We start from the raw sequence: 25,437 nt of genomic DNA on the forward strand, positions 1-25,437 counted from the left end.
ACGGCGTCCGGATGGCCTAAGAAAACCCCTCTCCCTTTGGGAGAGGGCCGGGGTGAGGGAGCCACGACTACCGCCGCATCGGCATCCGGTCGATGGTGCCGAACAGCGCCTTGAGCGACCAATCCTGCTGCTCCCGCACCTTGACCCCGCCGTCCTTGCCCACCAGATAGAGCGTTGCCGGCTGGCCAGCGCGGGCGTCCAGGGCCTTGAGCAGCGCCCGGGTCTGCTTCGGCCGCAGCGGCTCGCCGTTGCGGCTGCCGGCCTCGCCCACCACCGTATAGAGCACCATTTCCCGCTCGACGAAGGCTTCGCGATTGGCCGGCTGCGCCAGTTCTTCGCGAAGCTTCGCGACCTGGGGATCCTTCGCCGTCGGCGCCACCAGGATCAGCGGCCGCGTCTTCCAGCGTTCCGCCTCCAGAGGGTTGTCGGCGGCCTGGGCCGCCGACGCCAAGCCGGCGATCAGGGTGGTCGCCAGCCCTGCCAGCACCAGAGTCTTCATGGACGCCTTCCTTCCGTTCGTTTGCAGGGAATCGTCCAAAATTGACCCCAACCCGACGCCAGGGATCGCCCCGGCGATTTCGGGTTACACAAAAAACAAAAACCCGCTTTTTTAGAAATCACCAATAACCAGCCTCAGCCAGCAATAAATCATCAGCAAATCGCGCTGATCGAACATTCCTGCCAATTTCAAAAAGAACATTGCGAGGCCTGGCCTGGGCGGACTAACGTAAGCGCCATGCACAACGCCCATACCCTCATCCTCCTCCGGCAGCACCGCTGCCTGCGACTGGTCAGTCCACGACTGCGAAGCTCGACCGCGCTCGCTTCGTAAGTCCCGACCACGCCCAAGGAAAGAATCGCCATGACCATGCTCAAAGATCCCTCGCAGAAGTACCGTCCCTTCACGCCCGTCGCCCTGCCCGACCGCACCTGGCCGGACAAGGTCATCGACAAGGCGCCGATCTGGCTGTCCACCGACCTGCGCGACGGCAACCAGTCGCTGATCGAGCCGATGGACGCCGAGAAGAAGATGGCCTTCTTCAAGTGCCTGGTCGCCGTGGGTCTGAAGGAGATCGAGGTGGGCTTCCCCTCCGCCTCCCAGACCGACTTCGACTTCGTCCGCGAGCTGATCGAGGGCGGTCACATCCCCGACGACGTCACCATCCAGGTGCTGACCCAGGCCCGTGACGACCTCATCGAGCGCACCTTCGAATCGCTCAAGGGCGCCAAGCGCGCCATCGTCCACTACTACAACGCCTGCGCGCCGAGTTTCCGCCGCATCGTCTTCGGCCAGGACAAGGCCGGCGTCAAGGCCATCGCCGTAGCCGCCGGCCAGACCATCGTGCGCCTGGCCGCCGAGCGGCCGGAGACCCAGTGGGGCTTCGAGTACTCCCCCGAGGTGTTCAGCTCCACCGAGACCGACTTCGCCGTCGAGGTGTGCAACGCGGTGATCGCGGTGTTCGCGCCGACCCCCGCCAACAAGCTGATCCTCAACCTGCCCGCCACCATCGAGTGCGCCACGCCCAACAACTACGCCGACCAGATCGAATGGTTCGGTCGCCACATCGACCGCCGCGACAGCGTGCTGATCAGCGTCCACACCCATAACGACCGCGGCACCGGCGTCGCCGCCTCAGAACTGGCGGTGATGGCCGGCGCCGATCGCGTCGAAGGCTGCCTGTTCGGTAATGGCGAGCGCACCGGCAACGTCTGCCTGGTGACCCTGGCGCTCAACCTCTACACCCAGGGCGTCGACCCCGAGCTGGACTTCTCCGACATCGACGCCGTGCGCAAGACCGTCGAGGAGTGCAACCAGCTGCCGGTGCACCCGCGCCATCCCTATGTCGGCGATCTGGTCCACACCGCCTTCTCCGGCTCCCACCAGGACGCCATCCGCAAGGGCTTCGCCCAGCAGAAGCCGGACGCCCTCTGGGAAGTGCCCTACCTGCCCATCGACCCGGCCGACATCGGCCGCGACTACGAGGCGGTCATCCGCGTCAACAGCCAGTCGGGCAAGGGCGGTATCGCCTTCCTGCTGGAACAGGAATACGGCATCAGCCTGCCGCGCCGCATGCAGATCGAATTCAGCCAGGTGGTGCAGCGCGAGACCGATCGCCTGGGCCTGGAGATGACCGCGGCGCAGATCCACGCCCTGCTCGAACAGGAATACCTGCAGGCCAAGAGCCCCTACGCCCTGGTCAGCCACAAGCTGCGCGAGGAAGACGGCACCTCCACCGTCGACATCAAGGTCGCCGTCGAAGGTCGTACCGAGCACTGGCACGGCACCGCCAAGGGCCCGCTGGAAGCCCTGGTCGCCAGCCTGCCGCAGGCGGTGGAAATCATGGACTACCACGAGCACTCCATCGGCGCCGGCGCCAACGCCAAGGCCGCTTCCTACATCGAGGTCCGCCTGGAAGGTCAGCGTCCGCTGCATGGCATCGGCATCGACGAGAACATCACCACCGCCAGCTTCCGCGCCCTGCTCAGCGCCCTGAATCGCGCGGTGACCCAGGCCCAGGCCAAGGCCGCCTGAAACTGACATTCGTCAAACCAAAGGGAATACCTGTCGGTGTTCCCTTTTTTTATGGCGAATCAGCGGAGATACTCCCCGCTTCCTAGGGATCGTCTCGCCTGCCCGCTTCGGCCAGCCGGGCAGCTTGTCTGGATAGGCAATGACCTTCACTCTGTCGCGAAACACCTCTCTGCTGCGTGACGCCACCGCGCTGGCGCTGCTGTTCCTGATCAGTTCGGTCCTGTGCATCCTCTTCACCCGCCAGGCGTCCTCCACCGTGGCCACCCTCTGGTTGCCCAATGGCCTGGCGATCGCCTGGCTGCTGCGCTCGGCGCCCCGGCGCTGGCCGCTGCAACTGCTGGCGGTCTGGCTGGCCGGCGCCCTGGCCGAGTTGCCCTTCAGTGGGGACCCGGCCATCGGCGCGCTCTATTCCCTACCCAATCTGGCCGAGATCCTGTTCGGCGCCTGGCTGCTGCATGGCCGCATCCTCCATCCCGAACGCAATGTCGCGGCCATGGGCCGACTGCTGTTCTACGGGGTGCTGGTGACGCCCCTGGCCGGTACCGCCCTGGGCACCCTGATCGCCGCTCAGCAGGGCAATCCCGAGCTGCTGCGGGTGGCCCTGCACTGGTACCTCGGCGACGCCCTCGGCCTGCTGGTGATGATGCCCCTCGCCTTTCTCGGCCGCCCGCTGCAGTGGCGGCAATTCAGTCGTCAGGGTGCCCGTGAGTTCATCGTCCTGCTGCTGATCAGCCCCGTGCTGGTGCTCGGCCTGCTGGCCTATGTGCCCTACCCCTTCGTCTACGTCTCCACCCTGCTGCTGCTGATGACCCTGAGGCTCACTGCCCTGGGTACCGCGGTGGTCGGCGGCCTGAACATCCTGATCTTCACCTACCTGGTGGCCCACGGTTATCTGCTCGGCGTTCGCGGCGCCACCCTGGTGCAGGAAGCCCTGACCTACATTCCCGTGGCCCTGATGCAGATTCCCCCACTGTTGCTGGCCGCCGCCGTGCAGCAGAGCCGTCACCACAACCAGCGCCTGGCGCGCAACGAGGCACGCTTTCGCCATGCCCTGAGCGCCGCGCCCTACGGCATGGCGCTGCTGTCGGTGGAGGGCCGCCTGAGTCAGGTGAATGCCGCCCTGGAGGCCATGCTCGGCTATCCGCGCCACAGCCTCGACGGCCGGTCGCTCAAGGAGTTGATCGCCGATGGCGAAGAACCCCTGACGATCGAGGAAGGCGAGCAGACCCGCCGTCTGCTGCACCGCGACGGCCAGGGACTGTGGATGCAACTGGCGCTGTCGCCCGACCATGATGATGGCGACCTGCTCACCGGCTATCTGCTGCAGGCCCGCGACATCGACGCCCAGCGCCGCGCCGAGGCGACCAACGCCCGGCTCCGCGAGCGACTGCAACTGGCCATTCGCGCCAGCAACGTGGGGATCTGGGAGTGGGATACCCGCAGTCCGGGTTTCAATGCCGATGCACGGCTGCGCGATCTCTATGGCATCGCCCCGGACAATCTCAGTCGGGACATGGACTTCTGGCTCACCTTCATCCACCCGGACGACAAGGCGCGTTCGCTGGAGGTGTTCGACAAGGTCGCCAGCGAGTCGATGTTCTACACCTTCAACTTCCGCATCAACCGCGGCGGCCCCGGCGGCGAGGTGCGCCATATCCGCTCCGAGCTGATCTCGGTGGTCGAGGCCGACGGCCATGTACGCCTGGTCGGCAGCAACAGCGACGTCACCGAGCACCACCAGCTGACCACGGCGCTCTACGAGGAAAAGGAACGGCTGCAGGTCACCCTGGCCTCCATCGCCGACGCCGTGCTGACCACCGACGTGGACGGGCGCATCCTCTTTCTCAATCCGGTCGCCGAGCAGCTCACCGGCTGGTCGCTGGCGGATGCCCGGGGCCGGCCCCACGAAGAGGTGTTCCTCATCCACGACAGCCAGAGCGACGAGGTCCTGCCCAGTCCGGTGACCCGCTGCCTGCGCGAGCAGACCATCACCTCCCTGGACGAGGGCGCGGTACTGCTCAGCCGCCAGGGTGACAGGCACGAGGTGCAGGATTCGGCCGCGCCAGTGCGTACGGTGGATGGCCGCATCATCGGCGCGGTGCTGGTGTTCCAGAATGTCACCCACGCGCGCAATCTGCAGCGCGAACTGAGCTACAACGCCTCCCACGACGCCCTGACCGGCCTCTACAACCGCTTGAAGTTCGAGCAGGAGCTGGACGCCGCCTGGCAGCAGGCCCAGGCCGGGACCGTCCAGCACGCGCTGTGCTTCATCGACCTCGATCGCTTCAAGGTGGTCAACGACTCCGCCGGCCATGCCGCCGGGGATCTGCTGCTGCGCGAACTGGGCACCCTGCTGCGCGACTCCCTGCGCGGCTCGGATGCCGTGGCGCGGATCGGCGGTGACGAATTCGCCCTGCTGCTGCGCGACTGCGATCTGGTGCAGGCCGAGGCCGTGGCCGAAAAGCTCATCGCCAGCATCGGCGCCGTGCGCTTCAACTGGCAGAGCCGGATCTATGACGTCGGCGCCAGTGCCGGCATCGTCGCCATCACCGCCGAAACCCCGAGCCCGGCCGAATTGATGAGCCAGGCCGACGTGGCCTGCTACACCGCCAAGCACGCCGGGCGCAATCGCGCGGCGCTCTATCGCGCCGGCAGCGAGGACGTCGAGCGCCAGCACCGCGAGATCCTCATGGCCAGCGGCCTGCGCGAGGCCCTGGAGCAGCACCGCTTCGAGTTGCACGCCCAGGCCATCGTCCCTACCCGGAGCCGCAGCGACGCGGCGCAGCATGTCGAGTTGCTGCTGCGCCTGCGCGATGTCCAGGGCCAGCTGATCTCGCCGGCCACCTTCATCCCGGCCGCCGAGCGCTTCGGCCTGATGAGCAGCATCGACCGCTGGGTGGTGCGTCAGGTGCTGGTCGAGCTGGTGCCCTGGCTGCAGGAACGACCCGGGCTGCACGTGGGCATCAATCTCTCGGGCAACAGCCTGAGCGATCCCGACTTCCTGCCCGAATTGCTGGAGCTGATCGCGGCCTCGCCGCTGGATCCGCAGCGCCTGCTCTTCGAGCTGACCGAGACCGCAGTGATCAACAAGCTCTCGGTGGCCTCGGCGCTCATCAGCCAGGTCCGCGAACGCGGCTGCCGCATAGCCCTGGACGACTTCGGCGCCGGCCTCAGCTCCTTCGCCTACCTCAAGCACTTCCGCGTCGACTACGTGAAGATCGACGGCAGCTTCATCCGCAGCCTCGACCAGGATCCGCTGGATCGCGCCATCGTCGAGTCCATCAACCAGGTCGCCCACCACCTCGGCGCCGAGACCATCGCCGAATTCGTCGAGTCCCAGGCCACCTTCGAATTGCTCGGCACCATCGGCGTGGACTACGCCCAGGGCTATGCCCTGGGCAAACCCCTCCCCCTGCGGGAGTGGCCCGGGCCTACGCGCCTCGAACCTTGAGCCGCGGCCATCGGTCGTAACCTGCATGACTCCCCCAACCGGATGAGGATTCCATGCACACTCGTACCCTTGGCCACTCAGATCTCCAGGTGCCCCCGCTCTGCTTTGGTGGCAACGTCTTTGGCTGGACCCTGGACGAAGCCCAGTCCTTCCGCATGCTGGATGCCCTGCTCGAAGCGGGCCTGACTTTCATCGACACTGCCGACGTCTATTCGCGCTGGGCACCGGGCAACCGCGGCGGCGAATCCGAGACCTTGCTGGGCAAGTGGTTCGCCCGCAGCGGCAAGCGCGACCAGGTGATCCTGGGAACCAAGCTGGGCATGGACATGGGTGAGGGTCGCAAGGGCCTCAAGGCCAGCTATGTGCAGCAGGCAGTGGAAGCCTCGCTGAAGCGCCTGCAGACCGATCGCATCGACCTCTATCAGGCGCACTGCGACGACGAGGACACCCCGCTGGAGGAAACCCTGGGCGCCTTCGCGCGGCTGGTGGAACAGGGCAAGGTGCGGGTGATCGGCGCCTCCAACTACAGCGGCCAGCGCCTGCGCGAAGCGGCCCAGGTCGCCGAACGCCTGGGCGTGCCGGCCTACCAGAGCCTGCAGCCCCACTACAACCTGCATGCCCGCCAGGACTACGAGACCGAGCTGGAACCCGTGGTCAAGGAACTCGGCTTGGGCGTGATCAGCTATTTCTCCCTGGCCAGCGGCTTCCTGACGGGCAAGTACCGCACCAAGGACGATCTCCAGGGGTCGCGCGCGGAGATGGTCAAGCGTTACCTGGACGAACGCGGCATGGCCATCCTGGCCGGCCTCGACGAGATCGCCGAGAAGCACGACGCCACCCCGGCCCAGGTCGCCCTGGCCTGGCTGATCGCCCGCCCCAGCATCACCGCGCCGATCGCCAGCGCCACCTCCCAGGCCCAACTGGACGACCTGGTGGCCGCCACCCGGCTGCAACTACCGGCCGACGACATCACCCTGCTGGATCAGGTCAGCGCCTATCGCTGAGGTGTCGCGGCCAGGGGCCGCTCCTACAGGCCTGATCCATACCCCGTAGGAGCGGCCCATGGCCGCGATAGCCCAATCCTCCTACCGCACATAATCCAGCGGCAAGGCGGTGCTGTACTTGATCTGCTCCATGGCGAAGCTGGAGCTGACGTCCAGCAATCCCGGTACCTGGATCAGCCGCTTGTAGACGCCATCGTAGGCGGCGATGTCCGGCACCACGATGCGCATCAGGTAGTCGGTATCGCCGGCCATGCGATAGAGCTCGACCACCTCCGGAATGGCCGCTACCGCCTCATGGAAACGCTGCAGCCAGTCCATGGCGTGCTGATTGGTGCGCACGGAAACGAAGACCGTCACCCCCACGTTGAGCTCACGGGGATCGAGCAGCGCCACCCGGGCGCGGATCACGCCCTGCTCCTCCAGCTTCTGGATACGCCGCCAACAGGCCGTGGTACCCAGGCCGATGCGCTCGGCGATATCGGCCACCGGTCGGGTGCTGTCCTGCTGCAAGATCTCGAGAATGGCACGATCGAAGCGATCCATGAATTCATTTTCTCTACAACGGCTATTAGAGAGAATTCTATTCTGCTCGAAAGCTCAATGAGCGATAAAAAAGCAAATTTCTTCACGCGCGCCAGCGTTAGCCTAGGTCCATTCAAATGCCCGAGGCCGCCATGGACGCTTATCCCCTGTATTTCGATTACGCCGCTACCACCCCTGTCGACGATGTCGTCATCGAAGCCATGCTGGGCTGTATGGGGCGCCAGGGCGTCTTCGGCAATCCCGCCTCTCGCGGCCATGCCTTCGGCAACGACGCCCAGCGCGCCGTGGACACCGCCCGCCAGCAGGTGGCCGACCTGGTTGGCGCCCGGCCCGAACAGCTGATCTGGACCTCCGGCGCGACCGAATCCAACAATCTCGCGCTGCTCGGCGTGGCCCGGCGTCGCGGGCATGGCCATCTGATCACCAGTTGCCTGGAGCACCGGGCGGTACTGGATACCGCCGCCCAGCTGGAAGCCGAGGGCTTCACCGTCACCTACCTGGCGCCAGACGCGGCAGGCCTCATCACCCCTGAGGCCGTCGCCCAGGCCTGGCGAGCGGACACTTGCCTGGTCTCGCTGATGATGGTGAACAACGAGCTGGGTACCCTGACCGATATCGACGCCATCGGCCGGCTGGTGCGCGTCCGGGGCGCCCTCTTCCACGTGGACGCCGCCCAGGCCACCGGCAAGGTCGCCATCGACCTGGCCGGCCTGGAAGTCGATCTGATGTCCTTTTCCGCGCACAAGACCTATGGGCCCAAGGGCATCGGCGCCCTCTATGTCGGTCCGCGCGCCGAGGGTGCCCTGCAGGCGCAGATCCACGGTGGCGGCCATGAGCGCGGGCTGCGTTCCGGCACCCTGGCCACCCACCAGATCGTCGGCATGGGGACCGCTTTCGCCCTCGCCGGCCAGGCCATGGCGCGAGAGAGCGAGCGTCTCGGCCAGTTACGCGAGCGATTCCTGGCCGGGGTACAAACCCTGAACGGCATGCGGCTCAATGGCTGCGCCCGGCAGCGCATTCCCCACACCCTGAATCTGACCTTCGCCACGCCGCTGGACACCGCGGCGCTGCAGCGGCAGCTGGCCTTCTCGACCACCTCGGCCTGCAGTTCGGCCAAGGCGGCGCCCTCCCATGTGCTCCTGGGCCTCGGCCTGACCGCCGAACAGGCGGCGCGCAGCTACAGATTCAGCCTGGGTCGCTACACCACCGCGGCGGACGTGGACCAGGCCATCGCCCTGATCCACCAGCATGCTGCCCAGCCAGCGCCCTTCTGGGCCTGATCAGTCCAGGCGGAAGGCATCGGCATCGCGCTGCGCCGGAAAGCGCTCGCGATAGGCCGTGAGGGCTGCAGCGGACAGCGTGGCGTGGAAGATGCCGGATTCCGCGCCGGCGTCGATCAGGGGCTCCCCCTGGAAGTCCAGCACCTGGCTGTCACCGGCATAGGGATGACCGTTGCCGTCACTGCCGATGCGATTCACCGCGGCGACATAGCAGAGATTCTCGATGGCCCGTGCCGGCAGCAGGCGATTCCAGTGACCGCGCCGCGGCGCCGGCCAGTTGGCCACATAGAGCAGCAGGTCGGTGTCGTCCTGGGCGCGACTCCAGACCGGGAATCTCAGGTCGTAGCAGATCAGCGGGCGGATCAGCCATCCCTTGAGCGACACCCGCAGTCGCTGCTCGCCCGGGGCATAGTGCTCGTGCTCGCCGGCCATGCGAAACAGATGGCGCTTGTCATAGTGCTGCAACTCGCCATCCGGCGTCGCCCACAGCAGGCGATTGCGGTGCTGTCCAGCCGCGTCCCGCACGATCAGGCTGCCGGTGACCACCGCGCCGAGCCGCTGCGCCTGTTCGCTCATCCAGGCCGCTGTCGGACCCTCCACGGGCTCGGCGAGCGCGGCCGATTCCATGGAAAAGCCGGTGGTGAACATCTCCGGCAGGATGATCAGGTCGGTCTCGCCCACGTCCCTCAACAGCGCTTCGAAATGGGCACGGTTGGCGGCCGGGTCATGCCAGGCCAGTTCGCTCTGTACCAGCGCCAGGCGCAGGTCCTGGATGGGGGTCAGATCGCGCATAGCCGCTCCGCTGCCTGGCGCAGGGTGTCTTCGCGCTTGGCAAAGCAGAAGCGCACCAGGCGCAGGTCCGCGGGTGGCGCCTGGTAGAACACCGACAGCGGAATGGCGGCGACGCCATGCTCGCGGGTCAGCCATTCGGCCATGGCCACGTCGTCCAGCTCCGGGCGGATGGCGGAGTAGTCGACCACCTGGAAATAGGTGCCGGCGGCGCGCTGGAAGGTGAAGCGCGAGTTGCCCAGCAGATCGCAGAAGAGATCGCGCTTGGCCTGGTAGAAGGCCGGCAGCTCGCTGAGATGCTCGGGATGGACGGCCATGAAGTCGGCCAGGGCGGCCTGGATCGGCGTCACTCCGCAGAAGCTCACGTACTGGTGCACCTTGCGCAATTCCGCCGACAGCGCCGGTGGCGCCACCACATAGCCGGTCTTCCAGCCGGTGACGTGATAGGTCTTGCCAAAGGAGCTGACCACGAAGGCGCGGGCATAGAGTTCGTCGTGGGCGATGACGCTGGCATGGCGCTCGCCGTCGTAGACCAGGTGCTCATAGACCTCGTCGCTGACCAGATAGAGATCGCGCCCGCGGATCAGCGCGGCCAGGCGGTCCAGCTCGGCGGCGCTGACCAGGGCGCCACTGGGGTTGTGCGGGGTATTGAGTACGATGGCACGGGTGCGCGGACTCAGGGCCGCCTCCAGCGCCGGCCAGTCGATACCAAAGCCCGGCAGCGCCAGGGGCACGTGCACGCAGCGCCCGCCGGCCAGTTGCACCGAGGGCTCGTAGCTGTCGTAGCAGGGATCGAAGACGATCACCTCGTCACCTGGCCGCACCAGCGTCTGCAGGGCGCAGAACAGGCCCTGGGTGGCGCCGGGTACGATGGTGACCTCGGTCTCGGCATCCACCTCTCGGCCATAGAAGGCGGCGACCTTGGCTGCCACCTGCTGGCGCAGCGCCGGCAGCCCGGTCATGGGCGCGTACTGGTTGTGGCCGGCCGCGACATGGCGACCGACCGCCGCGAGCAACTCGGCCGGGCCATCGAAATCGGGAAAGCCCTGGGACAGATTCAGCGCACCGGTCTGGGCGGCGAGCTGGGACATGCGGGTGAAGATGGTGACGGCGAGGCCGGGAAGCTTGCTCTGGATCATCGCGCGGGCACAGGTCTGGCTGGAAGGAGATCGGCAGACTGCGATTTTTTGTGCGAGAGGGCAAGTAGTGCTAAGCCGATCAGCCAGCCAGCGGTCTAGGCATAGCCTGGGTACAAGGCCTGATCCGAACATCCCCTCTCCCTCCGGGAGAGGGCCAGGGTGAGGGCAACCGCTGGCAGTCAGGTCACCCCTTGGCGAGGCGAAGGGGACAAGGCTACGATCTTTTTCACTGCTAGGCCGTCGCAGGGATCACCCTCACCCCAACCCTCTCCCAAAGGGAGAGGGGGAAGTTCGGTGTGCGAGGAGCCTCCTCGCCAGAATCCGCTAACAAAGAGAAAGGGGGCTATTAGCCCCCTTTCCTTCACAACGCCCGACCGGCTTACCGCCGCTTGTCCTTGCGCTTCTTCTCGGCCTTCTTGTGGTGGCTCATCAACCGGCGCTTCTTGTTGACCTGGCGCTCGGTGAGGGTGTTCTTCTTGCCCTCGAAGGGGTTCTCGCCACCGCGGTATTCGATGCGAATCGGCGTCCCCACCAGCTTGAGCACCCGGCGATAGGTCTTTTCCAGGTAGCGGGTATAGGACTTGGGCACCGCTTCCGTCTGGTTGCCGTGGATGACGATCAGCGGCGGGTTGGCGCCGCCCAGGTGGGCATAGCGCAGCTTGATGCGGCGTCCGCTGACCATCGGCGGCTGGTGCTCCTGCACCGCGTCCTCGAGGATCTGGGTCAGGCGGCTGGTAGGCCAGCGGGTGGTGGCCGAGGCGAAGGACTGCTGCACCGACTTGTACAGATGGCCCACGCCGGTGCCATGCAGCGCCGAGATGAAGTGGATGTCGGCGAAGTCGACGAACAGCAGCCGGCGTTCCAGCTCGGTCTTGACGTAGTCGCGCTCGCCGGACTCCATGCCGTCCCACTTGTTGAGGGCGATCACCAGGGCACGACCGGTCTCCAGCACGAAGCCGAGCAGGTTGAGGTCGTGCTCGACCACGCCTTCGCGGGCGTCCATGACAAAGATCACCACGTTGGCGTCCTGGATCGCCTGCAGCGTCTTGACCACCGAGAACTTCTCGACCGCCTCGAAGACCTTGCCACGCCGGCGCACGCCGGCGGTGTCGATCAGGGTGTAGCGTTCTTCGTTGCGCTCGAAGGGGATGTAGATGCTGTCGCGCGTGGTGCCGGCCTGGTCATAGACGATGACCCGTTCTTCGCCGAGCATGCGGTTGACCAGGGTCGACTTGCCGACGTTGGGTCGACCGATCACGGCGATCTTGATGCCGGTGGTCTCGTCGATGCCCTGCACGCGCCGGAAGACGTCACCGCCCTCTTCCGCGGCCGCCCGCACCTGCTCCTCGGAGAGCTCCTCGACCTCGACCTCGTCCTTGGGGAAGACGCCCAGGGCGGCTTCCAGCAGGTTGTTCACGCCACGGCCGTGGGCCGCCGCGATGGGAAAGGCGTCGCCGATGGCCAGCGGGCTGAATTCCGCCCGGGCGATTTCGGGATCGACGGTGTCGACCTTGTTGGCCACCAGGAAGGTGCGCTTGTTTCTCTTGCGCAGGTGCTCGGCGATCATCTGGTCGGCGACGGTCATGCCGTCACGGGAGTCCACCAGGAACAGCACCGCATCGGATTCTTCGATGGCCTGCAGCGACTGCTCGGCCATCTTCAGGTCGATGCCTTCCTCGTCACCGGAGATACCGCCGGTGTCGACCACGATGTAGGTGCGTCCCTGCCACTTGGCTTCGCCGTACTTGCGATCGCGGGTCAGGCCGGCGAAGTCGGCGACGATGGCGTCCCGGGTCTTGGTCAGGCGATTGAAAAGCGTGGATTTGCCGACGTTCGGCCGCCCCACCAGGGCAATTACGGGAACCATGCGGCTCTCCCAGAGCAGAAAACACGATGGCCGCTACCGAACTTCACGGTAGCGGCCATCGGTTGAGGATAATAGTTTCTAGCGCAGACGATAGGCGACGAGTTTACCGCCATTGCCGTAAACGTAGAGCATATCGCCGACGACCAGTGGCCGTACCCGGACGCCGTCACCGTCGACCTTGGTGCGACCGACGAAACGCCCATCGACCTGGCTCAGCAGGTGGATGTAGCCGGCGTAGTCACCTACCACCACGTTGCTCGACCAGACCACCGGCCCGGTGAGCTGGCGACGGGCCAGATCGGCGTTGGTCCAGAGCGCGGAGGTCGAGGATTCCTCGACGGCTTCCACGGTGCCGTTGTCCAGGCTCAGGTAGACGTTGCCGAAGCCTTCGGCCACGCCGTCGTAGCTGGAGGCGTCACGCTGCCAGAGGATCTGGCCGTTGGCCGGATTGAGCGCGACCACGCGGCCGTTGTAGCTGACCACATAGAGGGTGTCGCCCGACAGCGAGAGGCCGCCGTCCACGTCGACGATGCGCTCCAGTTCGGAACGGCCCTTGGGCACGGCGATCTGCTGTTCCCACAGCGGCAGGCCACGCTGCACGTCCAGGGCGACCACCTTGCCGCTGGCGAAACCGGCCATCACCACCTGGTTGGTGACCAGAGGGGCACCGGTGCCCCTCAGACTCAGCACCGGCTGGGTGTCTTCGTAGATCCAGCGACGGGTACCGCTGCCCAGCTCGAAGGCCTGCAGCTTGTCGTCCTGGGACTGCACCACCACCACGTCGTTGTTGACGACCGGAGCGGACAGCACCTCGCTGGAGGCCTGGGCGCGCCACTTCTCGTCGCCGCTGCCGGCGTCGAGGGCGATGACCTGGCCACGCAGGGTACCGACCAGCACCAGACCGGAGCCGACTCCGACGCCGCCGGAGACCGGCAGGTCCAGGTCCTTCTTCCACAGCACCGCACCGGTCTCGCGATTCATCGCCATGACCCGGCCATCGGCATCGGCGGCAAAGATGGTCTGGCCGTCCACGGCCGGGACCAGGCGGTTGTATTCCTTGCCCTGGCCATCGCCCACCGAGCGACTCCAGACTTCATCCAGCCGGACCTCGGCCTTGATGTCCTTCAGCTCGGCCGGCGGCAATTCCTTCTTGCCGGTGCTGCTGCACCCGACGACCGCAAGGGCGAGACCCAGTACCGCGATAGGCTTCCAGCGCAACATCAGGCGTCTCCTTTGGCGAGATCATCGAGTTTCATCTGCAGCACGCCTTCGGCTGCATCGTTGGGCAGCGCGGCGCGGGCTTTTTCGTAGGCGGCGCGGGCCTCGGTCGGCTTCTTCAGCGCCACCAGCAGATCGCCCCGCAATTCTTCGCGGTTGGCGACATAGGCCTTGGGCGCCTCGCCATCCAGCAGCTTGAGGCCCTCTTCGGCCTTGCCCTCGGCCGCCAGCACCCGGGCCAGACGCTGCCGCGCCAGCTCGCCGAGTTCGGCATCGTGGGGCTTGTCCACCACGGCCTTGAGTTCGGCGGCGGCGTCGTCCAGGCGATTGTTCTCCACCGCCACCTTGGCGACGAAGAGACTGCCGTACTGGGCGTAGGCGGTACCGGAATAATCCTGCTTGAGCTTGCCGTAGGTATCGGTCACCCGCGCGGTGTCGACCTTGCCACCGGGCGCCAGCGCGGCTTCCACCAGCTGCTGATAGAGCACCGAGGCGCCTTGCGCCTGGTTGTTCTGATAGCGCTGCCAGCCCTGCCAGCCGAGTACCGCCACCAGGGCGATGACGCCACCGGCCACCAGCGGCTTGCCGTTACGCTGCCACCAGGCCTTGGCGACCACCAGATTGTCGTCGTCGATGGAACTCAAATCCGTTCTCCTCAATTCCCGCGACCGGAACCGGCCGGGGGCAAAATCTCGTCCAGACGAGCGGCCAGGGCCGCGAAATCGACCTTTTCCTGGGGCGCCTCGCCACGCAGGGGCTTGAGCGCCACCTGTTGCGCGGCCAGTTCGTCCTCACCCAGGATCATCGCCCAGAGCGCGCCGCTCTTGTCGGCCTTCTTGAACTGGCTCTTGAAGCTGCCGGCGCCGGCGTTGACCAGCAGACGCAGGTCGGGACGGGCATCGCGCAGCTGCTCGGCCAGCTTGAGGCCGGCCAGTTCGGCCGCCTCGCCAAAGGCGCAGAGATAGAGATCGGCGGGGCGCTGCAGATCACCGGGCAGGCACTCCAGGGTTTCCAGCAGCAGCACCAGGCGCTCGACGCCCATGGCGAAGCCGACGCCCGGGGTGGGCTTGCCGCCGAACTGGGTGATCAGGCCGTCGTAGCGGCCACCGGCGCAGACGGTGCCCTGGGCACCCAGCTTGTCGGTGACCCACTCGAAGACGGTCCGGCCGTAGTAGTCCAGGCCACGCACCAGCTTGGGATTGATCTGGTAGCGGATGCCGGCGGCGTCCAGGCGGGCCTTGAGGCCATCGAAGTGGGCGCGGGATTCGTCGTCCAGGTAATCCGCCAGGGTCGGGGCGTCCTGCAGCAGCGCCTGGGTCTGGGCGTTCTTGCTGTCGAGGATGCGCAGCGGATTGGTGGTCAGGCGGCGCTGGCTGTCTTCGTCGAGTTGCTCGAAGCGTTCCTGCAGATAGGCCACCAGGGCTTCGCGATAACGCGCGCGATCGGCGCTGGAACCCAGGCTGTTGAGCTGCAGGGTGACGGCGTCGGTCAGCCCCAGGCGCTGCCAGAGGCGCGCGGTGAGCACGATCAGCTCCGCGTCGATGTCCGGGCCGGGCAGGTTGAACACCTCCACGCCGATCTGGTGGAACTGGCGATAGCGCCCCTTCTGCGGCTTCTCGTAGCGGAACATCGGGCCGGCGTACCAGAGCTTCTGTACCTGGCCACCCCCGGTCATGCCGTGCTCGAGCACGGCCCGCACGCAACCCGCGGTGCCTTCCGGCCTCAGGGTCAGGGACTCTTCGTTGCGGTCGAGGAAGGTGTACATCTCCTTGTCCACCACGTCGGTGCCCTCGCCGATGCCGCGGGCGAAGAGTTCGGTGAACTCCATGATGGGCAGACGGATCTCGTGGTAGCCATAGCCGTCGAGCAGCGTCGCGAAGGTACGTTCCAGGTAGCGCCAGGCCGGGGTCTGCTCCGGCAGGATATCGTTCATGCCACGGATGGCTTGCAGGGACTTGCTCACGAAAGGGCCTTATTCCTTGATCTTTCAGCTGCGCGCGATGAGCGCGGCATCCGCTTCGGCCTTTTCGGCCGCCTTGCGGCGGATGAGCCCTTCCAGCTCGTCCACCAGATTGTCGTTGTTCAGCTTGGAGGCGGGCTTGCCGTCGATGTACACCAGGTTGTTGGGCGTACCCCCGGTCAGGCCAACATGGGCCTCCTTGGCTTCGCCGGGGCCGTTGACCACGCAGCCGATCACCGCGACGTCCAGGGGCACCAGCAGGTCCTCCAGGCGCCCTTCCAGCTCGTTCATGGTCTTGACCACATCGAAGTTCTGCCGCGAGCAGCTCGGGCAGGCGATGAAGTTGATGCCGCGCGAACGCAGGCGCAGGGATTTCAGGATGTCGAAACCGACCTTGATCTCCTCGACCGGATCGGCCGCGAGCGAGATGCGGATGGTGTCGCCGATGCCTTCGGCCAGCAACATGCCCAGGCCCACGGCGGACTTCACCGTACCCGAACGCAGGCCACCGGCTTCGGTGATGCCCAGGTGCAGCGGCTGCTCGATGCGGGTGGCCAACTGGCGGTAGGCGGCCACGGCCATGAAGACGTCGCTGGCCTTCACGCTGACCTTGAAGTCCGGATAGTCCAGCTTCTCCAGGTGGTCGACGTGGCGCATGGCCGATTCCACCAGGGCTTCCGGGGTGGGCTCGCCGTATTTCTTCTGCAGGTCCTTTTCCAGCGAACCGGCGTTGACGCCGATGCGGATCGGAATGCCGCGCTCGCGGGCCGCGTCGACCACCGCCCGGACCCGGTCTTCGCGACCGATGTTGCCGGGGTTGATGCGCAGGCAGTCCACGCCCAGTTCGGCCACGCGCAGGGCGATCTTGTAGTCGAAGTGGATGTCGGCCACCAGCGGCAGGCTGACCCGCTGCTTGATGCGACCGAAGGCTTCGGCGGCGTCCATGTCGGGCACCGAGACGCGCACGATGTCGGCACCGGCGTCCTGCAGGCGCTGGATCTGCGCCACGGTGGCGTCGACGTCGCAGGTTTCGGTGTTGGTCATGCTCTGCACGGCGATGGGGGCATCGCCGCCGACCGGCACCGAGCCGACCCAGATCTTGCGGGACAACCGACGTTTGATGGGCGATTCGCTATGCATGCTGGTTTCCCATGGGGTCGCCGGACGTCATTGTCCGGCCTGACCGAGTTTGATGCGGGCGGTCTCGCCCTTGGTGTAAGGCGCGAGGTCGACGACCTGGCCGTTGTAGGAGATCTGGGCACCGCGGGCAAAGCCGAGACGGATGTTCACCGGCGCCTTGATCGAGGCGTATTCGAGGCTCTCGCCGCCTTTCTTCACGCCGCTGAAGAGGATCTTGCCGCTACCGTCGCTGACCTGCGTCCAGCAATTGGCAGTGAAGCGGATGTTCAGGCTGTCGCTGCCGGCGACGGGCGCCGCGGCAGGGGCGCTGGCCGGCGCGGCCGGGGTCGCGGCGGCGGGTGCCGTGGGCGCTGGCGAGGTCGAACCCGTGACCGGGGCCGGGGTGGGCGCGGCGGTCGGGGCGGTCATGGCGGCGACGGCATTGGCATCCGGCGTCGGCGTGCCCACCGGGGACGGCAGGGTGGCGGCCGGCTGCTGGGCGGTGACCGGGGGCTGTTCTTCCGGCTCGTCGATGGGATGGATCTCGGTCTTGCCGTCGGCGCCCTCGACCTCGACATGCTCCATGCTCACGGCACTGGCGCTGGAGGCCTGGCGACTGCGCTCCTGCCACCAGAACAGGCCCATGGCGATGATCAGCACCACCAGGATGAAACTGACGAATCTCAGGACATTGCGCGACAACCGCACCGGCTCATCGAGACGCCCCAGGCTGTGCACGGTGCTGCCCTTGGCATCGGTGCCGGTGTAGCCGTCGAAGGTCCGCACCAGTTCGACCTGGTCCAGGCCGAGCAGCTTGCCGTAGGCCTTGGTATAGCCGCGGGCAAAGGTGTGCCCCGGCATCTGCTGATAGTTGCCGGACTCGAGCTGCTCGATGATGCGCTCGCTGAGATTGAGATTCTGGGCGACCTGGGCCTGGCTCCAGCCAAGCGACAGGCGCTTCTGACGCAAGATCTCACCGGGATTGCCCCGTCCGGCGTGTACCGCTTCGGATTGCACTGCGGTCATTTCTGCTCCGACTGAAGTTGACGATATTCAGGTGAGTTCGGGTAGAGGCGCTTCAGCTGCAGGGCATAGCTCGCGGCGGTGTTGCGATCATTGAACACCTCGGCGAGGCGGATCCCGAGCAACAGGCTGCGGGCATCCTGGGGACTGAGCTGGCTGAAGGCCTGGTAATAGCTCCGGGACGGCACATAGTCGCGCGTCTGGTAGGCCAGTTGAGCCAATTCGAACAGGGCCCTGGGCTGATTGCGATCCAGCCGCAGGGATTTTTCCAGATTTTCCTTGCCCAAGTCGACCTGATTGAGTCGCAGGGCGGTCAGGCCGAGATTCTCGAACACCCGGGCGCGCTCGGGGTAGAGACTGTCTTCGGCGGCCTGGGTGAAACGTTCGTAGGCATCCTTGTAGCGCCCCTGCTCATAGAGGAAGCTGCCATAGTTGTTGAGGATGCGGGCATCGCGGGGCCGCTCGCGCAGGGCCAGGCGGTATTCCTGATCGGCCAGGTCGGTCTCGCCCTGGGCCTGGAACACCAGCCCGAGGGCGGCATGGGCGTCGGCGCTGGACGAATCCAGCTCCAGCGCCTTCTTCAGCGGCACCTTGGCCTGTTCGGTGTTGCCCTGCTGGACATAGCCGAGGCCGAGCTGGATGTAGGCATCACGGGCCTGCATCCGCCCCTGGCGGGTATCCATGGGATTGCGGTCACCCTCGGTCACGCAGCCGGCGAGGCCGCCGACCACCAGGGCGAGCGCGACAGCCGCAAAGCGCGTGATCGCCATGGTCGCGCCCTCAGCCCTGGAGCGGCGTTACGGTTTCGGCACCGTCGAGCTGGCGAACGGCGATATAGCGCTGGCTGCGGCGGGTGCGGTCCATGACCTGGCCCACCAGCTGGCCGCAGGCGGCATCGATGTCGTCACCGCGGGTGGTGCGCACCGTGACGTTGAAACCGGCCTGCTGCAGCAGCTCCTGGAAACGGCGGGTGGCGTTCTTGCTCGGCCGCTCGTACCCGGAGTGCGGGAAGGGATTGAAGGGAATCAGGTTGATCTTGCAGGGCACGTTACGCAGCAGCTCGATCATCTGCAGGGCGTGCTCGGGCAGATCGTTGACGTCCTTGAGCAGAGTGTACTCGATGGTCAGGACGCGTTTCTCGCCCAGTTGGCCGATGTATCTCTGGCAGGCGTCGAGCAGCATGGCCAGGGGATACTTGCGGTTGATCGGCACCAGCTCGTTGCGCAGCTCGTCGTTGGGCGCGTGCAGCGACAGCGCCAGGGAGACGTCGATCTGCTTGGCCAGCTCTTCGATCATCGGCACCACGCCCGAGGTGGACAGGGTCACCTTGCGCTTGGAGATGCCGTAGCCGAGGTCGTCCATCATGATGCGCATGGCGGCAACGACGTTGTCGAAGTTCAGCAGGGGCTCGCCCATGCCCATCATCACCACGTTGGTGATGGCACGGTCGATCTTGGCGGGCACGCTGCCAAAGGACTTGTTGGCGATCCACACCTGGCCGATCACCTCGGCGGCGGTGAGGTTGCTGTTGAAGCCCTGCTTGCCGGTGGAGCAGAAGCTGCAGTCCAGCGCGCAACCGGCCTGGGACGACACGCACAGGGTGCCGCGGCCGTTCTGCGGAATGTAGACGGTCTCGACGCAGCTGCCGGAGGCGACGCGGATTACCCACTTGCGGGTGCCGTCGCGGGAGATGTCCTCGCTGACGATCTCGGGGCCACGGATCTCCGCGGCGGCCTTGAGCTTTTCCTTGAGCGCCTTGCCCAGGTTGCTCATGGCGTCGAAATCATCGATGCCGAAGTGATGGATCCACTTCATGACCTGGCCGGCGCGAAAGCGCTTCTCCCCGATGGACTCGAAGAACGACTCGAGTTGCGGCTGGGTCAGGCCCAGCAGATTGACCTTATCGGTGGCTGTGGTCATGGGATCACCTCGACGAAATCTGTTTGAAGCCCGCGCAGGGCGCGGGCGATGCCAGGAAGGCGGGCTGGCCGCTTCCCTGGCCAGCGCTCATCCTTAGCGGATGCGCTCGCAGACTTCGGTGGCTGCGAAGAAGTAGGAGATCTCGCGAGCGGCGGACGCTTCGGAGTCCGAACCGTGGACGGCGTTCTCGTCGATGGAGACGGCGAAGTCGGCACGGATGGTACCGGCGTCGGCCTTCTTGGGATCGGTGGCGCCCATCAGCTCACGGTTCTTGGCGATGGCGTTGTCGCCTTCCAGCACCTGGACCACGACCGGACCGGAGGTCATGAAGGAGACCAGGTCCTTGAAGAAGGGACGCTCTTTGTGTTCGGCGTAGAAGCCACCGGCTTCGCGCTCGGACAGCTGGACCATCTTGGCAGCGACGACGCGCAGGCCAGCCTTCTCGAAGCGGGTGACGATCTCACCGACGACATTCTTGGATACGGCATCGGGCTTGATGATCGACAGGGTACGTTGAACAGACATGTGAACTCCGAATGTGGGAATAGAGCAAAAACGAAACCCGCGGATTATACGCGGGTCCCGGTGAAAAGCGTAGCGCGGTACGGGCGATGCGTCAGGCGGACTCTTCGATCCAGGCGGCCTGGATGGCCTCCAGCACCTTCTCGCCACCCCGCTGGGGATCGTCGTCGAATTCCGGCAGCTCCACGACCCAGTTGCGCAGCTTGAGGAAATTCACGTAGCGCGGATCCACGTCGGGATGGGCGTCGTTGAGTTCGATGGCGATATCCAGCACATCGGTCCATTTCAGTGCCATGACAGCTGTCCTCAGTGACCTTCGGAAACCTGGTTGATGGTGTAGCGCGGAATCTCCACCACCAGGTCTTCGCTGCCAACTACCGCCTGGCAGGACAGGCGCGAACGCATCTCCAGGCCCCAGGCCTTGTCCAGCATGTCGTCCTCGAGTTCATCGGAAGGCTCGAGGGAGTCGAAGCCTTCCTGGATGACCACGTGGCAGGTGGTGCAGGCACAGGACATCTCGCAGGCGTGCTCGATGTCGATACCGTTGCGCAGGGCCGCGGCGATGATGGTTTCGCCTTCGCTGGCTTCGAAGACCGCGCCCTCGGGGCAGTGCTCGGCGTGGGGCAGCAGGGTGATCTGCGGCATGATGGAACTACTCCTCGATATCGTTGAGACGGCGACCCGCCAGGGCCGCCTTGACCGAGGCGTTCATCCGCCGGGCGGCGAAGGCATCGGTCACGTGAGAAAGACGCTTGGTCTGGTCTTCGAGCGCCTGGACGTCGGTGGCGTCCAGCAACTCGGCCAGCCGGCCGATTTCCAGCTCGATCACCTGACGCTCCTCGGCGTCCAGCAGGCGCTCCCCATCGGCGGCCAGCGCGGCGGTGACCGCCTCGATCAGCCGCCGGGCCTCGACCTGCTGCTCGCGTAGCGCGCGGGCCTGCATGTCGTCTCCGGCATGGCGGAAGGAATCCTGCAGCATGTTGGCGATCTCGCCATCGGTCAGGCCATAGGACGGCTTGACCTGGACGCTGGCTTCCACGCCGCTGGACAGCTCGCGGGCGCTGACGCCGAGCAGGCCGTCGGCATCGACCTGGAAGGTGACGCGGATCTTGGCGGCCCCGGCGACCATGGGCGGGAAGCCGCGCAGCTCGAAGCGCGCCAGGGAGCGGGCGTCCTTTACCAGCTCGCGCTCGCCCTGCAGCACATGCACCAGCATGGCGGTCTGGCCGTCGCGATAGGTGGTGAAATCCTGACCCCGCGCCACCGGGATGGTGGTGTTGCGCGGAATGATCTTTTCCATCAGGCCGCCCATGGTCTCGAGTCCCAGGGACAGCGGGATGACGTCCAGCAGCAGCAGTTCTTCGCCGGCGCGGTTGCCGGCCAGGGAATCGGCCTGCAGGGCGGCGCCGATGGCGACCACGCGATCCGGATCGATGTCGGTGAGCGGGGTGCAGTCGAACAGCTCGCCCACGGCTTCACGGACATAGGGCACGCGGGTGGAACCGCCGACCATGACCACGGCGCGGATATCCGCTGGCTCCACGTCCGCATCGCGCAGGGCACGGCGACAGGCCTTGAGGCTGCGCACGACCAGGGGTGCGATGAGGTCCTGGAAGGTGCTGCGGTCCAGCACGCCCGACCAGTCACCGTGACTCACCTCGACGCGCTCGGCGGCCGACAGGGCTTCCTTGGCGGCGCAGGCGCTCTGCAGCAGGCGGCGCTGGGTGCCCGGATCCAGATCGCTGGACAACCCGGCCTGCTGGACGATCCAGCCGGCGATGGCGTGATCGAAGTCGTCACCGCCCAGGGCGCTGTCGCCACCGGTGGCCATGACTTCGAAGACGCCGCGAGTCAGGCGCAGGATGGAGATGTCGAAGGTGCCGCCCCCCAGGTCGTAGATGGCGACCACGCCCTCCTCGCCCCGGTCCAGGCCATAGGCCACGGCCGCCGCGGTGGGTTCGTTGAGCAGGCGCAGGACATTCAGGCCGGCGAAGCGGGCCGCGTCCTTGGTCGCCTGGCGCTGGGCATCGTCGAAGTAGGCCGGCACGGTGATGACGGCGCCGACCAGCTCGCCACCCAAGGTGGCTTCGGCGCGCTCGCGCAGCACCCGCAGGATGTCGGCGGAGACCTCTACCGGACTCTTGCGCCCGGCAGCGGTATCGATGAAGGGCATTTCCGATTCACCGGCGACGAAGCGATAGGGCAACTGCTCGCCCAGCTGCTTGACGTCGGCGATGCCACGCCCCATGAGGCGCTTGACGGAAAGAATGGTATTGAAGGGGTCCTGGGCGGCAGCGGCCTTGGCGCCCGCCCCCACCTCCACGCCAGCGGCGGCGTAGCGCACGGCGGACGGCAGGATCACCTCGCCCTGCAGATCGGGCAGGGTCTCGGCCACGCCACTGCGGACGGCGGCCACGAGGGAATTGGTGGTGCCCAGATCGATGCCCACCGCCAGCTTGCGCTGGTGCGGCTTGGGCGCCATTCCGGGTTCGGCTATCTGCAATAGAGCCATTGGCTAGTCGGCTTATGGTTGTCGGTGCCGGAGCGACACCTGTGATTAATCGTCCAGACGCTCTTCGAGCTGGCGGATCTCGCTGGCCAGCTTGTCGAGAAACTGCATGCGACGGACCAGGCGCTCGGCAGACTCGCGCTGGGCGGGATCCTGCCAGATCGCGGCGAAGGCCTGCTCGATGTCACGCTGCGCATCCTTGAGGCGCTGGCGGAAGGCGGGAATGCCCGCGCTGTCGCCGGCGTCCTGCAGGTCTTCCAACTCCTCGCGCCACTGCAATTGCTGCATGAGGAAGTCGGTGTCCTGGATGGTCGCCTCGAGCGGCATCTCGTGCCCTTCGAGCTCCAGCAGATAGCGCGCGCGGCGCGACGGAGCGCGCAGCACGTGATAGGCCTCGTTGAGCTCGGCCGACCGCTCCAGCGCCTGGCGTCTTTCGCGCTCCGGCGCATCGGCGAAGCGATCCGGATGGACCGTGCGGGCCAGATCGCGATAGCGCGAGGCCAGACCCGCCTGATCGATCTCGAAGGCGGGCTTGATCTCGAACAGGGCGAAGTGACAGGGCTTACCCATGGCGGGCCTCAGATGTTGAAGCTTTCGCCGCAGCCACACTCGCCACGCACGTTGGGATTGTTGAACTTGAAGCCCTCGTTGAGGCCTTCACGCACGAAATCCAGCTCGGTGCCGTCCAGGTAGACCAGGCTCTTGGGGTCGATGATGACCTTGACGCCATGGCTTTCGAACACCTGATCCTCGGCCGCGAATTCATCGACGAACTCGAGTACGTAGGCCAGTCCCGAGCAGCCCGTGGTACGAACACCCAGGCGGATGCCCTCACCCTTGCCGCGTCCGTCGAGGGAACGCTGCACGTGGCGGGCGGCGGACTCGGTCATGCTGATCGCCATGGTTCCTCCTCAGAGCAGGCCTTTCTTCTGCTTGTAGTCGCTGACCGCCGCCTTGATGGCGTCTTCGGCGAGTACCGAGCAGTGGATCTTCACCGGCGGCAGGGCCAGTTCTTCGGCGATCATGCTGTTCTTGATCGACGCCGCTTCCTCGATGCTCTTGCCCTTCATCCACTCGGTGGCCAGGGAGCTGGAGGCGATGGCGGAGCCGCAGCCGTAGGTCTTGAACTTGGCATCTTCGATGATGCCCTGCTCGTTGACCTTGATCTGCAGGCGCATCACGTCGCCGCACGCGGGAGCGCCGACCATGCCGGTGCCGACATCCGGATCGGCCGCGTCGAACTTGCCGACGTTGCGCGGATTTTCGTAGTGGTCGATGACCTTTTCACTGTATGCCATGGTTCAATCCTCACTCATCAGGGGGTGGGTCAGTGGGCTTGCCACTCGACCTGACTCAGGTCTACGCCTTCTTTGAACATGTCCCACAGCGGAGACAATTCACGCAACTTGTTGACGGCTTCGGTGACCTTGCTCGCGGCATAGTCGACGTCTTCTTCGGTGGTGAAGCGACCGAAGGTGAAGCGGATGGAGCTGTGCGCCAGCTCGTCGTTGCGGCCCAGGGCGCGCAGGACGTAGGACGGCTCCAGGGAGGCCGAGGTACAGGCCGAACCGGACGAAACCGCCAGGTCCTTGAGCGCCATGATCAGCGACTCGCCTTCGACGTAGTTGAAGCTCAGGTTCAGGTTGTGCGGCACACGGTGGATCAGGCTGCCATTCAGGTAGACCTCTTCCAGGCCTTCGAACTGCCGGTAGAAGCGCTCGCTCAGGGCCTTGATGCGGGCATTTTCCTGGACCATCTCTTCCTTGGCGATGCGGAAGGCTTCGCCCATGCCGACGATCTGGTGGGTCGCCAGGGTACCCGAACGCATGCCACGCTCATGACCGCCACCATGGGTCTGGGCCTCGATACGCACGCGTGGCTTGCGGCGGACGTAGAGAGCGCCGATGCCCTTGGGACCGTAGGTCTTGTGCGCCGAGAAGGACATCATGTCGACCTTGAGCTTTTCCAGATCGATCTCGACCTTGCCGGTGGACTGGGCGGCATCGACGTGGAAGAGCACGCCACGGGAACGGGTCAGCTCGCCGATGGCGGCGATGTCGTTGACGGTACCGATCTCGTTGTTGACGTGCATGATGGACACCAGGGTGGTGTCGTCACGCAGGGCCGCCTCGACCATCTCGGGGGTGATCAGGCCGTCTTCGCCCGGCTCGAGGTAGGTGACCTCGAAACCTTCGCGTTCGAGCTGGCGGGTGGTGTCCAGCACCGCCTTGTGCTCGATCTTGGAGGTGATCAGGTGCTTGCCCTTGTTCTGGTAGAAGTGCGCGGCGCCCTTGATGGCCAGGTTGTCGGACTCGGTGGCACCGGAGGTCCAGACGATCTCGCGCGGGTCGGCATTGACCAGTTCGGCCACCTGACGACGGGCGTTTTCCACGGCTTCCTCGGCCTTCCAGCCGAACAGGTGGGAGCGCGATGCGGGGTTGCCAAAGTTGCCGTCCACCAGCAGGCACTCACTCATCTTCTGAGCGACGCGCGGATCGACGGGCGTGGTGGCGGAATAGTCTAGGTAGATCGGCAATTTCATCGGTTACTCCTAATCAGA

Annotated in this window: 24 protein-coding genes; 4 read left to right on the plus strand and 20 right to left on the minus strand. The window is 65.9% G+C overall.

The window, feature by feature from the left end; genetic code table 11:
• Positions 1 to 67: 67 nt before the first annotated feature.
• Positions 68 to 499, minus strand: coding sequence for a DUF4174 domain-containing protein (locus tag OXS31_RS19030; RefSeq protein WP_267401385.1), 432 nt, complete (start codon positions 497 to 499; stop codon positions 68 to 70).
• Positions 500 to 862: 363 nt separating this feature from the next.
• Here OXS31_RS19030 and leuA point away from each other — a divergent pair, with 363 nt between their 5' ends.
• The 3 genes from leuA to OXS31_RS19045 all read left to right on the plus strand — a co-directional run bounded on the left by leuA (position 863) and on the right by OXS31_RS19045 (position 6,988).
• Positions 863 to 2,533 carry a 2-isopropylmalate synthase gene (leuA, locus tag OXS31_RS19035; protein WP_007162440.1) on the plus strand — a complete coding sequence of 557 codons (1,671 nt, stop codon included), beginning with the start codon at positions 863 to 865 and terminating at the stop codon, positions 2,531 to 2,533.
• Positions 2,534 to 2,672: 139 nt separating this feature from the next.
• The gene (locus OXS31_RS19040) at positions 2,673 to 5,984 is read left to right on the plus strand and encodes an EAL domain-containing protein (RefSeq protein ID WP_267401386.1); all 3,312 of its coding nucleotides are present in this window, start codon (positions 2,673 to 2,675) and stop codon (positions 5,982 to 5,984) included.
• 53 nt (positions 5,985 to 6,037) lie between these two features.
• A complete protein-coding gene (locus OXS31_RS19045) occupies positions 6,038 to 6,988 on the plus strand; it encodes an aldo/keto reductase (protein ID WP_267401387.1) in 951 nt (316 codons plus the stop codon).
• A gap of 81 nt (positions 6,989 to 7,069) precedes the next feature.
• Here the strand turns inward: OXS31_RS19045 and OXS31_RS19050 are convergent, their stop codons facing one another.
• The gene (locus tag OXS31_RS19050) at positions 7,070 to 7,531 is read right to left on the minus strand and encodes an Lrp/AsnC family transcriptional regulator (protein ID WP_007162437.1); all 462 of its coding nucleotides are present in this window, start codon (positions 7,529 to 7,531) and stop codon (positions 7,070 to 7,072) included.
• Between the two features lie 131 nt (positions 7,532 to 7,662).
• Between OXS31_RS19050 and OXS31_RS19055 the strand changes: the two genes are divergently transcribed.
• On the plus strand, positions 7,663 to 8,811 hold the full coding sequence (locus OXS31_RS19055) for an aminotransferase class V-fold PLP-dependent enzyme (RefSeq protein WP_267401388.1): 1,149 nt from the start codon (positions 7,663 to 7,665) through the stop codon (positions 8,809 to 8,811).
• Here OXS31_RS19055 and OXS31_RS19060 read toward each other — a convergent pair whose 3' ends face one another.
• The 18 genes from OXS31_RS19060 to OXS31_RS19145 all read right to left on the minus strand — a co-directional run bounded on the left by OXS31_RS19060 (position 8,812) and on the right by OXS31_RS19145 (position 25,419).
• On the minus strand, positions 8,812 to 9,603 hold the full coding sequence (locus OXS31_RS19060; protein WP_267401390.1) for an amidohydrolase: 792 nt from the start codon (positions 9,601 to 9,603) through the stop codon (positions 8,812 to 8,814).
• On the minus strand, positions 9,591 to 10,739 hold the full coding sequence (locus OXS31_RS19065; protein WP_044341667.1) for a pyridoxal phosphate-dependent aminotransferase: 1,149 nt from the start codon (positions 10,737 to 10,739) through the stop codon (positions 9,591 to 9,593). The genes OXS31_RS19060 and OXS31_RS19065 overlap by 13 nt, the downstream gene beginning before the upstream one ends.
• Positions 10,740 to 11,118: 379 nt before the next feature.
• Complete coding sequence (gene der, locus OXS31_RS19070) at positions 11,119 to 12,606, minus strand: ribosome biogenesis GTPase Der (protein WP_007162433.1); 1,488 nt, start codon at positions 12,604 to 12,606, stop codon at positions 11,119 to 11,121.
• Positions 12,607 to 12,684: 78 nt separating this feature from the next.
• Entirely contained in the window at positions 12,685 to 13,827 is a 1,143-nt protein-coding gene (gene bamB / locus OXS31_RS19075; protein WP_027601482.1) for an outer membrane protein assembly factor BamB, read from the minus strand.
• A complete protein-coding gene (locus OXS31_RS19080) occupies positions 13,827 to 14,468 on the minus strand; it encodes a tetratricopeptide repeat protein (RefSeq protein WP_007162431.1) in 642 nt (213 codons plus the stop codon). Before OXS31_RS19080 ends, bamB begins: the two co-directional genes overlap by 1 nt.
• Before the next feature lie 11 nt (positions 14,469 to 14,479).
• Positions 14,480 to 15,787 (minus strand): histidine--tRNA ligase, encoded by a 1,308-nt coding sequence (gene hisS, locus OXS31_RS19085; RefSeq protein WP_007162430.1) that lies wholly within the window; start codon positions 15,785 to 15,787, stop codon positions 14,480 to 14,482.
• Between the two features lie 24 nt (positions 15,788 to 15,811).
• Positions 15,812 to 16,924, minus strand: a complete 1,113-nt coding sequence (gene ispG, locus OXS31_RS19090; RefSeq protein ID WP_007162429.1) for a flavodoxin-dependent (E)-4-hydroxy-3-methylbut-2-enyl-diphosphate synthase — start codon at positions 16,922 to 16,924, stop codon at positions 15,812 to 15,814.
• Between the two features lie 27 nt (positions 16,925 to 16,951).
• Positions 16,952 to 17,929, minus strand: a complete 978-nt coding sequence (locus OXS31_RS19095) for a helix-turn-helix domain-containing protein (RefSeq protein ID WP_058790684.1) — start codon at positions 17,927 to 17,929, stop codon at positions 16,952 to 16,954.
• Complete coding sequence (pilW, locus tag OXS31_RS19100) at positions 17,926 to 18,696, minus strand: type IV pilus biogenesis/stability protein PilW (RefSeq protein WP_007162427.1); 771 nt, start codon at positions 18,694 to 18,696, stop codon at positions 17,926 to 17,928. The genes OXS31_RS19095 and pilW overlap by 4 nt, the downstream gene beginning before the upstream one ends.
• A gap of 10 nt (positions 18,697 to 18,706) precedes the next feature.
• Positions 18,707 to 19,846: a 23S rRNA (adenine(2503)-C(2))-methyltransferase RlmN gene (gene rlmN / locus OXS31_RS19105; protein ID WP_007162426.1), complete on the minus strand. Its 1,140-nt coding sequence runs from the start codon at positions 19,844 to 19,846 to the stop codon at positions 18,707 to 18,709.
• 93 nt (positions 19,847 to 19,939) lie between these two features.
• Positions 19,940 to 20,371 carry a nucleoside-diphosphate kinase gene (ndk, locus tag OXS31_RS19110; RefSeq protein ID WP_007162425.1) on the minus strand — a complete coding sequence of 144 codons (432 nt, stop codon included), beginning with the start codon at positions 20,369 to 20,371 and terminating at the stop codon, positions 19,940 to 19,942.
• Between the two features lie 91 nt (positions 20,372 to 20,462).
• On the minus strand, positions 20,463 to 20,663 hold the full coding sequence (gene iscX, locus OXS31_RS19115) for a Fe-S cluster assembly protein IscX (protein ID WP_007162424.1): 201 nt from the start codon (positions 20,661 to 20,663) through the stop codon (positions 20,463 to 20,465).
• Between the two features lie 11 nt (positions 20,664 to 20,674).
• Positions 20,675 to 21,013, minus strand: a complete 339-nt coding sequence (gene fdx, locus OXS31_RS19120) for an ISC system 2Fe-2S type ferredoxin (protein ID WP_007162423.1) — start codon at positions 21,011 to 21,013, stop codon at positions 20,675 to 20,677.
• 7 nt (positions 21,014 to 21,020) lie between these two features.
• Positions 21,021 to 22,880, minus strand: a complete 1,860-nt coding sequence (gene hscA / locus OXS31_RS19125) for a Fe-S protein assembly chaperone HscA (protein ID WP_144948231.1) — start codon at positions 22,878 to 22,880, stop codon at positions 21,021 to 21,023.
• 45 nt (positions 22,881 to 22,925) lie between these two features.
• The gene (gene hscB, locus OXS31_RS19130; RefSeq protein ID WP_007162421.1) at positions 22,926 to 23,447 is read right to left on the minus strand and encodes a co-chaperone HscB; all 522 of its coding nucleotides are present in this window, start codon (positions 23,445 to 23,447) and stop codon (positions 22,926 to 22,928) included.
• 8 nt (positions 23,448 to 23,455) lie between these two features.
• The gene (gene iscA / locus OXS31_RS19135) at positions 23,456 to 23,779 is read right to left on the minus strand and encodes an iron-sulfur cluster assembly protein IscA (protein ID WP_007162420.1); all 324 of its coding nucleotides are present in this window, start codon (positions 23,777 to 23,779) and stop codon (positions 23,456 to 23,458) included.
• 9 nt (positions 23,780 to 23,788) lie between these two features.
• Positions 23,789 to 24,175 carry a Fe-S cluster assembly scaffold IscU gene (gene iscU, locus OXS31_RS19140; RefSeq protein ID WP_007162419.1) on the minus strand — a complete coding sequence of 129 codons (387 nt, stop codon included), beginning with the start codon at positions 24,173 to 24,175 and terminating at the stop codon, positions 23,789 to 23,791.
• A gap of 29 nt (positions 24,176 to 24,204) precedes the next feature.
• On the minus strand, positions 24,205 to 25,419 hold the full coding sequence (locus tag OXS31_RS19145) for an IscS subfamily cysteine desulfurase (protein WP_042138185.1): 1,215 nt from the start codon (positions 25,417 to 25,419) through the stop codon (positions 24,205 to 24,207).
• Positions 25,420 to 25,437: the final 18 nt, after the last annotated feature.

The organism is Pseudomonas sp. GM_Psu_1, assembly GCF_026544185.1.
Taxonomy (GTDB): Bacteria; Pseudomonadota; Gammaproteobacteria; order Pseudomonadales; family Pseudomonadaceae; genus Chryseomonas; species Chryseomonas oryzihabitans.

Bases quoted from the DNA above. Each gene is read 5' to 3' on its own strand.
- iscX (WP_007162424.1), bottom strand. From the start codon at position 20,663: ATGGCACTGAAATGGACCGATGTGCTGGATATCGCCATCGAACTCAAC.
- hscA (WP_144948231.1), bottom strand. From the start codon at position 22,880: ATGGCTCTATTGCAGATAGCCGAACCCGGAATGGCGCCCAAGCCGCAC.
- der (WP_007162433.1), bottom strand. From the start codon at position 12,606: ATGGTTCCCGTAATTGCCCTGGTGGGGCGGCCGAACGTCGGCAAATCC.
- ispG (WP_007162429.1), bottom strand. From the start codon at position 16,924: ATGCATAGCGAATCGCCCATCAAACGTCGGTTGTCCCGCAAGATCTGG.
- ndk (WP_007162425.1), bottom strand. From the start codon at position 20,371: ATGTCTGTTCAACGTACCCTGTCGATCATCAAGCCCGATGCCGTATCC.
- bamB (WP_027601482.1), bottom strand. From the start codon at position 13,827: ATGTTGCGCTGGAAGCCTATCGCGGTACTGGGTCTCGCCCTTGCGGTC.
- OXS31_RS19055 (WP_267401388.1), top strand. From the start codon at position 7,663: ATGGACGCTTATCCCCTGTATTTCGATTACGCCGCTACCACCCCTGTC.
- OXS31_RS19065 (WP_044341667.1), bottom strand. From the start codon at position 10,739: ATGATCCAGAGCAAGCTTCCCGGCCTCGCCGTCACCATCTTCACCCGC.
- iscA (WP_007162420.1), bottom strand. From the start codon at position 23,779: ATGGCGATCAGCATGACCGAGTCCGCCGCCCGCCACGTGCAGCGTTCC.
- hscB (WP_007162421.1), bottom strand. From the start codon at position 23,447: ATGGGTAAGCCCTGTCACTTCGCCCTGTTCGAGATCAAGCCCGCCTTC.
- rlmN (WP_007162426.1), bottom strand. From the start codon at position 19,846: ATGACCACAGCCACCGATAAGGTCAATCTGCTGGGCCTGACCCAGCCG.
- pilW (WP_007162427.1), bottom strand. From the start codon at position 18,696: ATGGCGATCACGCGCTTTGCGGCTGTCGCGCTCGCCCTGGTGGTCGGC.
- OXS31_RS19095 (WP_058790684.1), bottom strand. From the start codon at position 17,929: ATGACCGCAGTGCAATCCGAAGCGGTACACGCCGGACGGGGCAATCCC.
- fdx (WP_007162423.1), bottom strand. From the start codon at position 21,013: ATGCCGCAGATCACCCTGCTGCCCCACGCCGAGCACTGCCCCGAGGGC.
- OXS31_RS19040 (WP_267401386.1), top strand. From the start codon at position 2,673: ATGACCTTCACTCTGTCGCGAAACACCTCTCTGCTGCGTGACGCCACC.
- OXS31_RS19045 (WP_267401387.1), top strand. From the start codon at position 6,038: ATGCACACTCGTACCCTTGGCCACTCAGATCTCCAGGTGCCCCCGCTC.
- leuA (WP_007162440.1), top strand. From the start codon at position 863: ATGACCATGCTCAAAGATCCCTCGCAGAAGTACCGTCCCTTCACGCCC.
- OXS31_RS19145 (WP_042138185.1), bottom strand. From the start codon at position 25,419: ATGAAATTGCCGATCTACCTAGACTATTCCGCCACCACGCCCGTCGAT.
- OXS31_RS19030 (WP_267401385.1), bottom strand. From the start codon at position 499: ATGAAGACTCTGGTGCTGGCAGGGCTGGCGACCACCCTGATCGCCGGC.
- iscU (WP_007162419.1), bottom strand. From the start codon at position 24,175: ATGGCATACAGTGAAAAGGTCATCGACCACTACGAAAATCCGCGCAAC.
- OXS31_RS19060 (WP_267401390.1), bottom strand. From the start codon at position 9,603: ATGCGCGATCTGACCCCCATCCAGGACCTGCGCCTGGCGCTGGTACAG.
- OXS31_RS19050 (WP_007162437.1), bottom strand. From the start codon at position 7,531: ATGGATCGCTTCGATCGTGCCATTCTCGAGATCTTGCAGCAGGACAGC.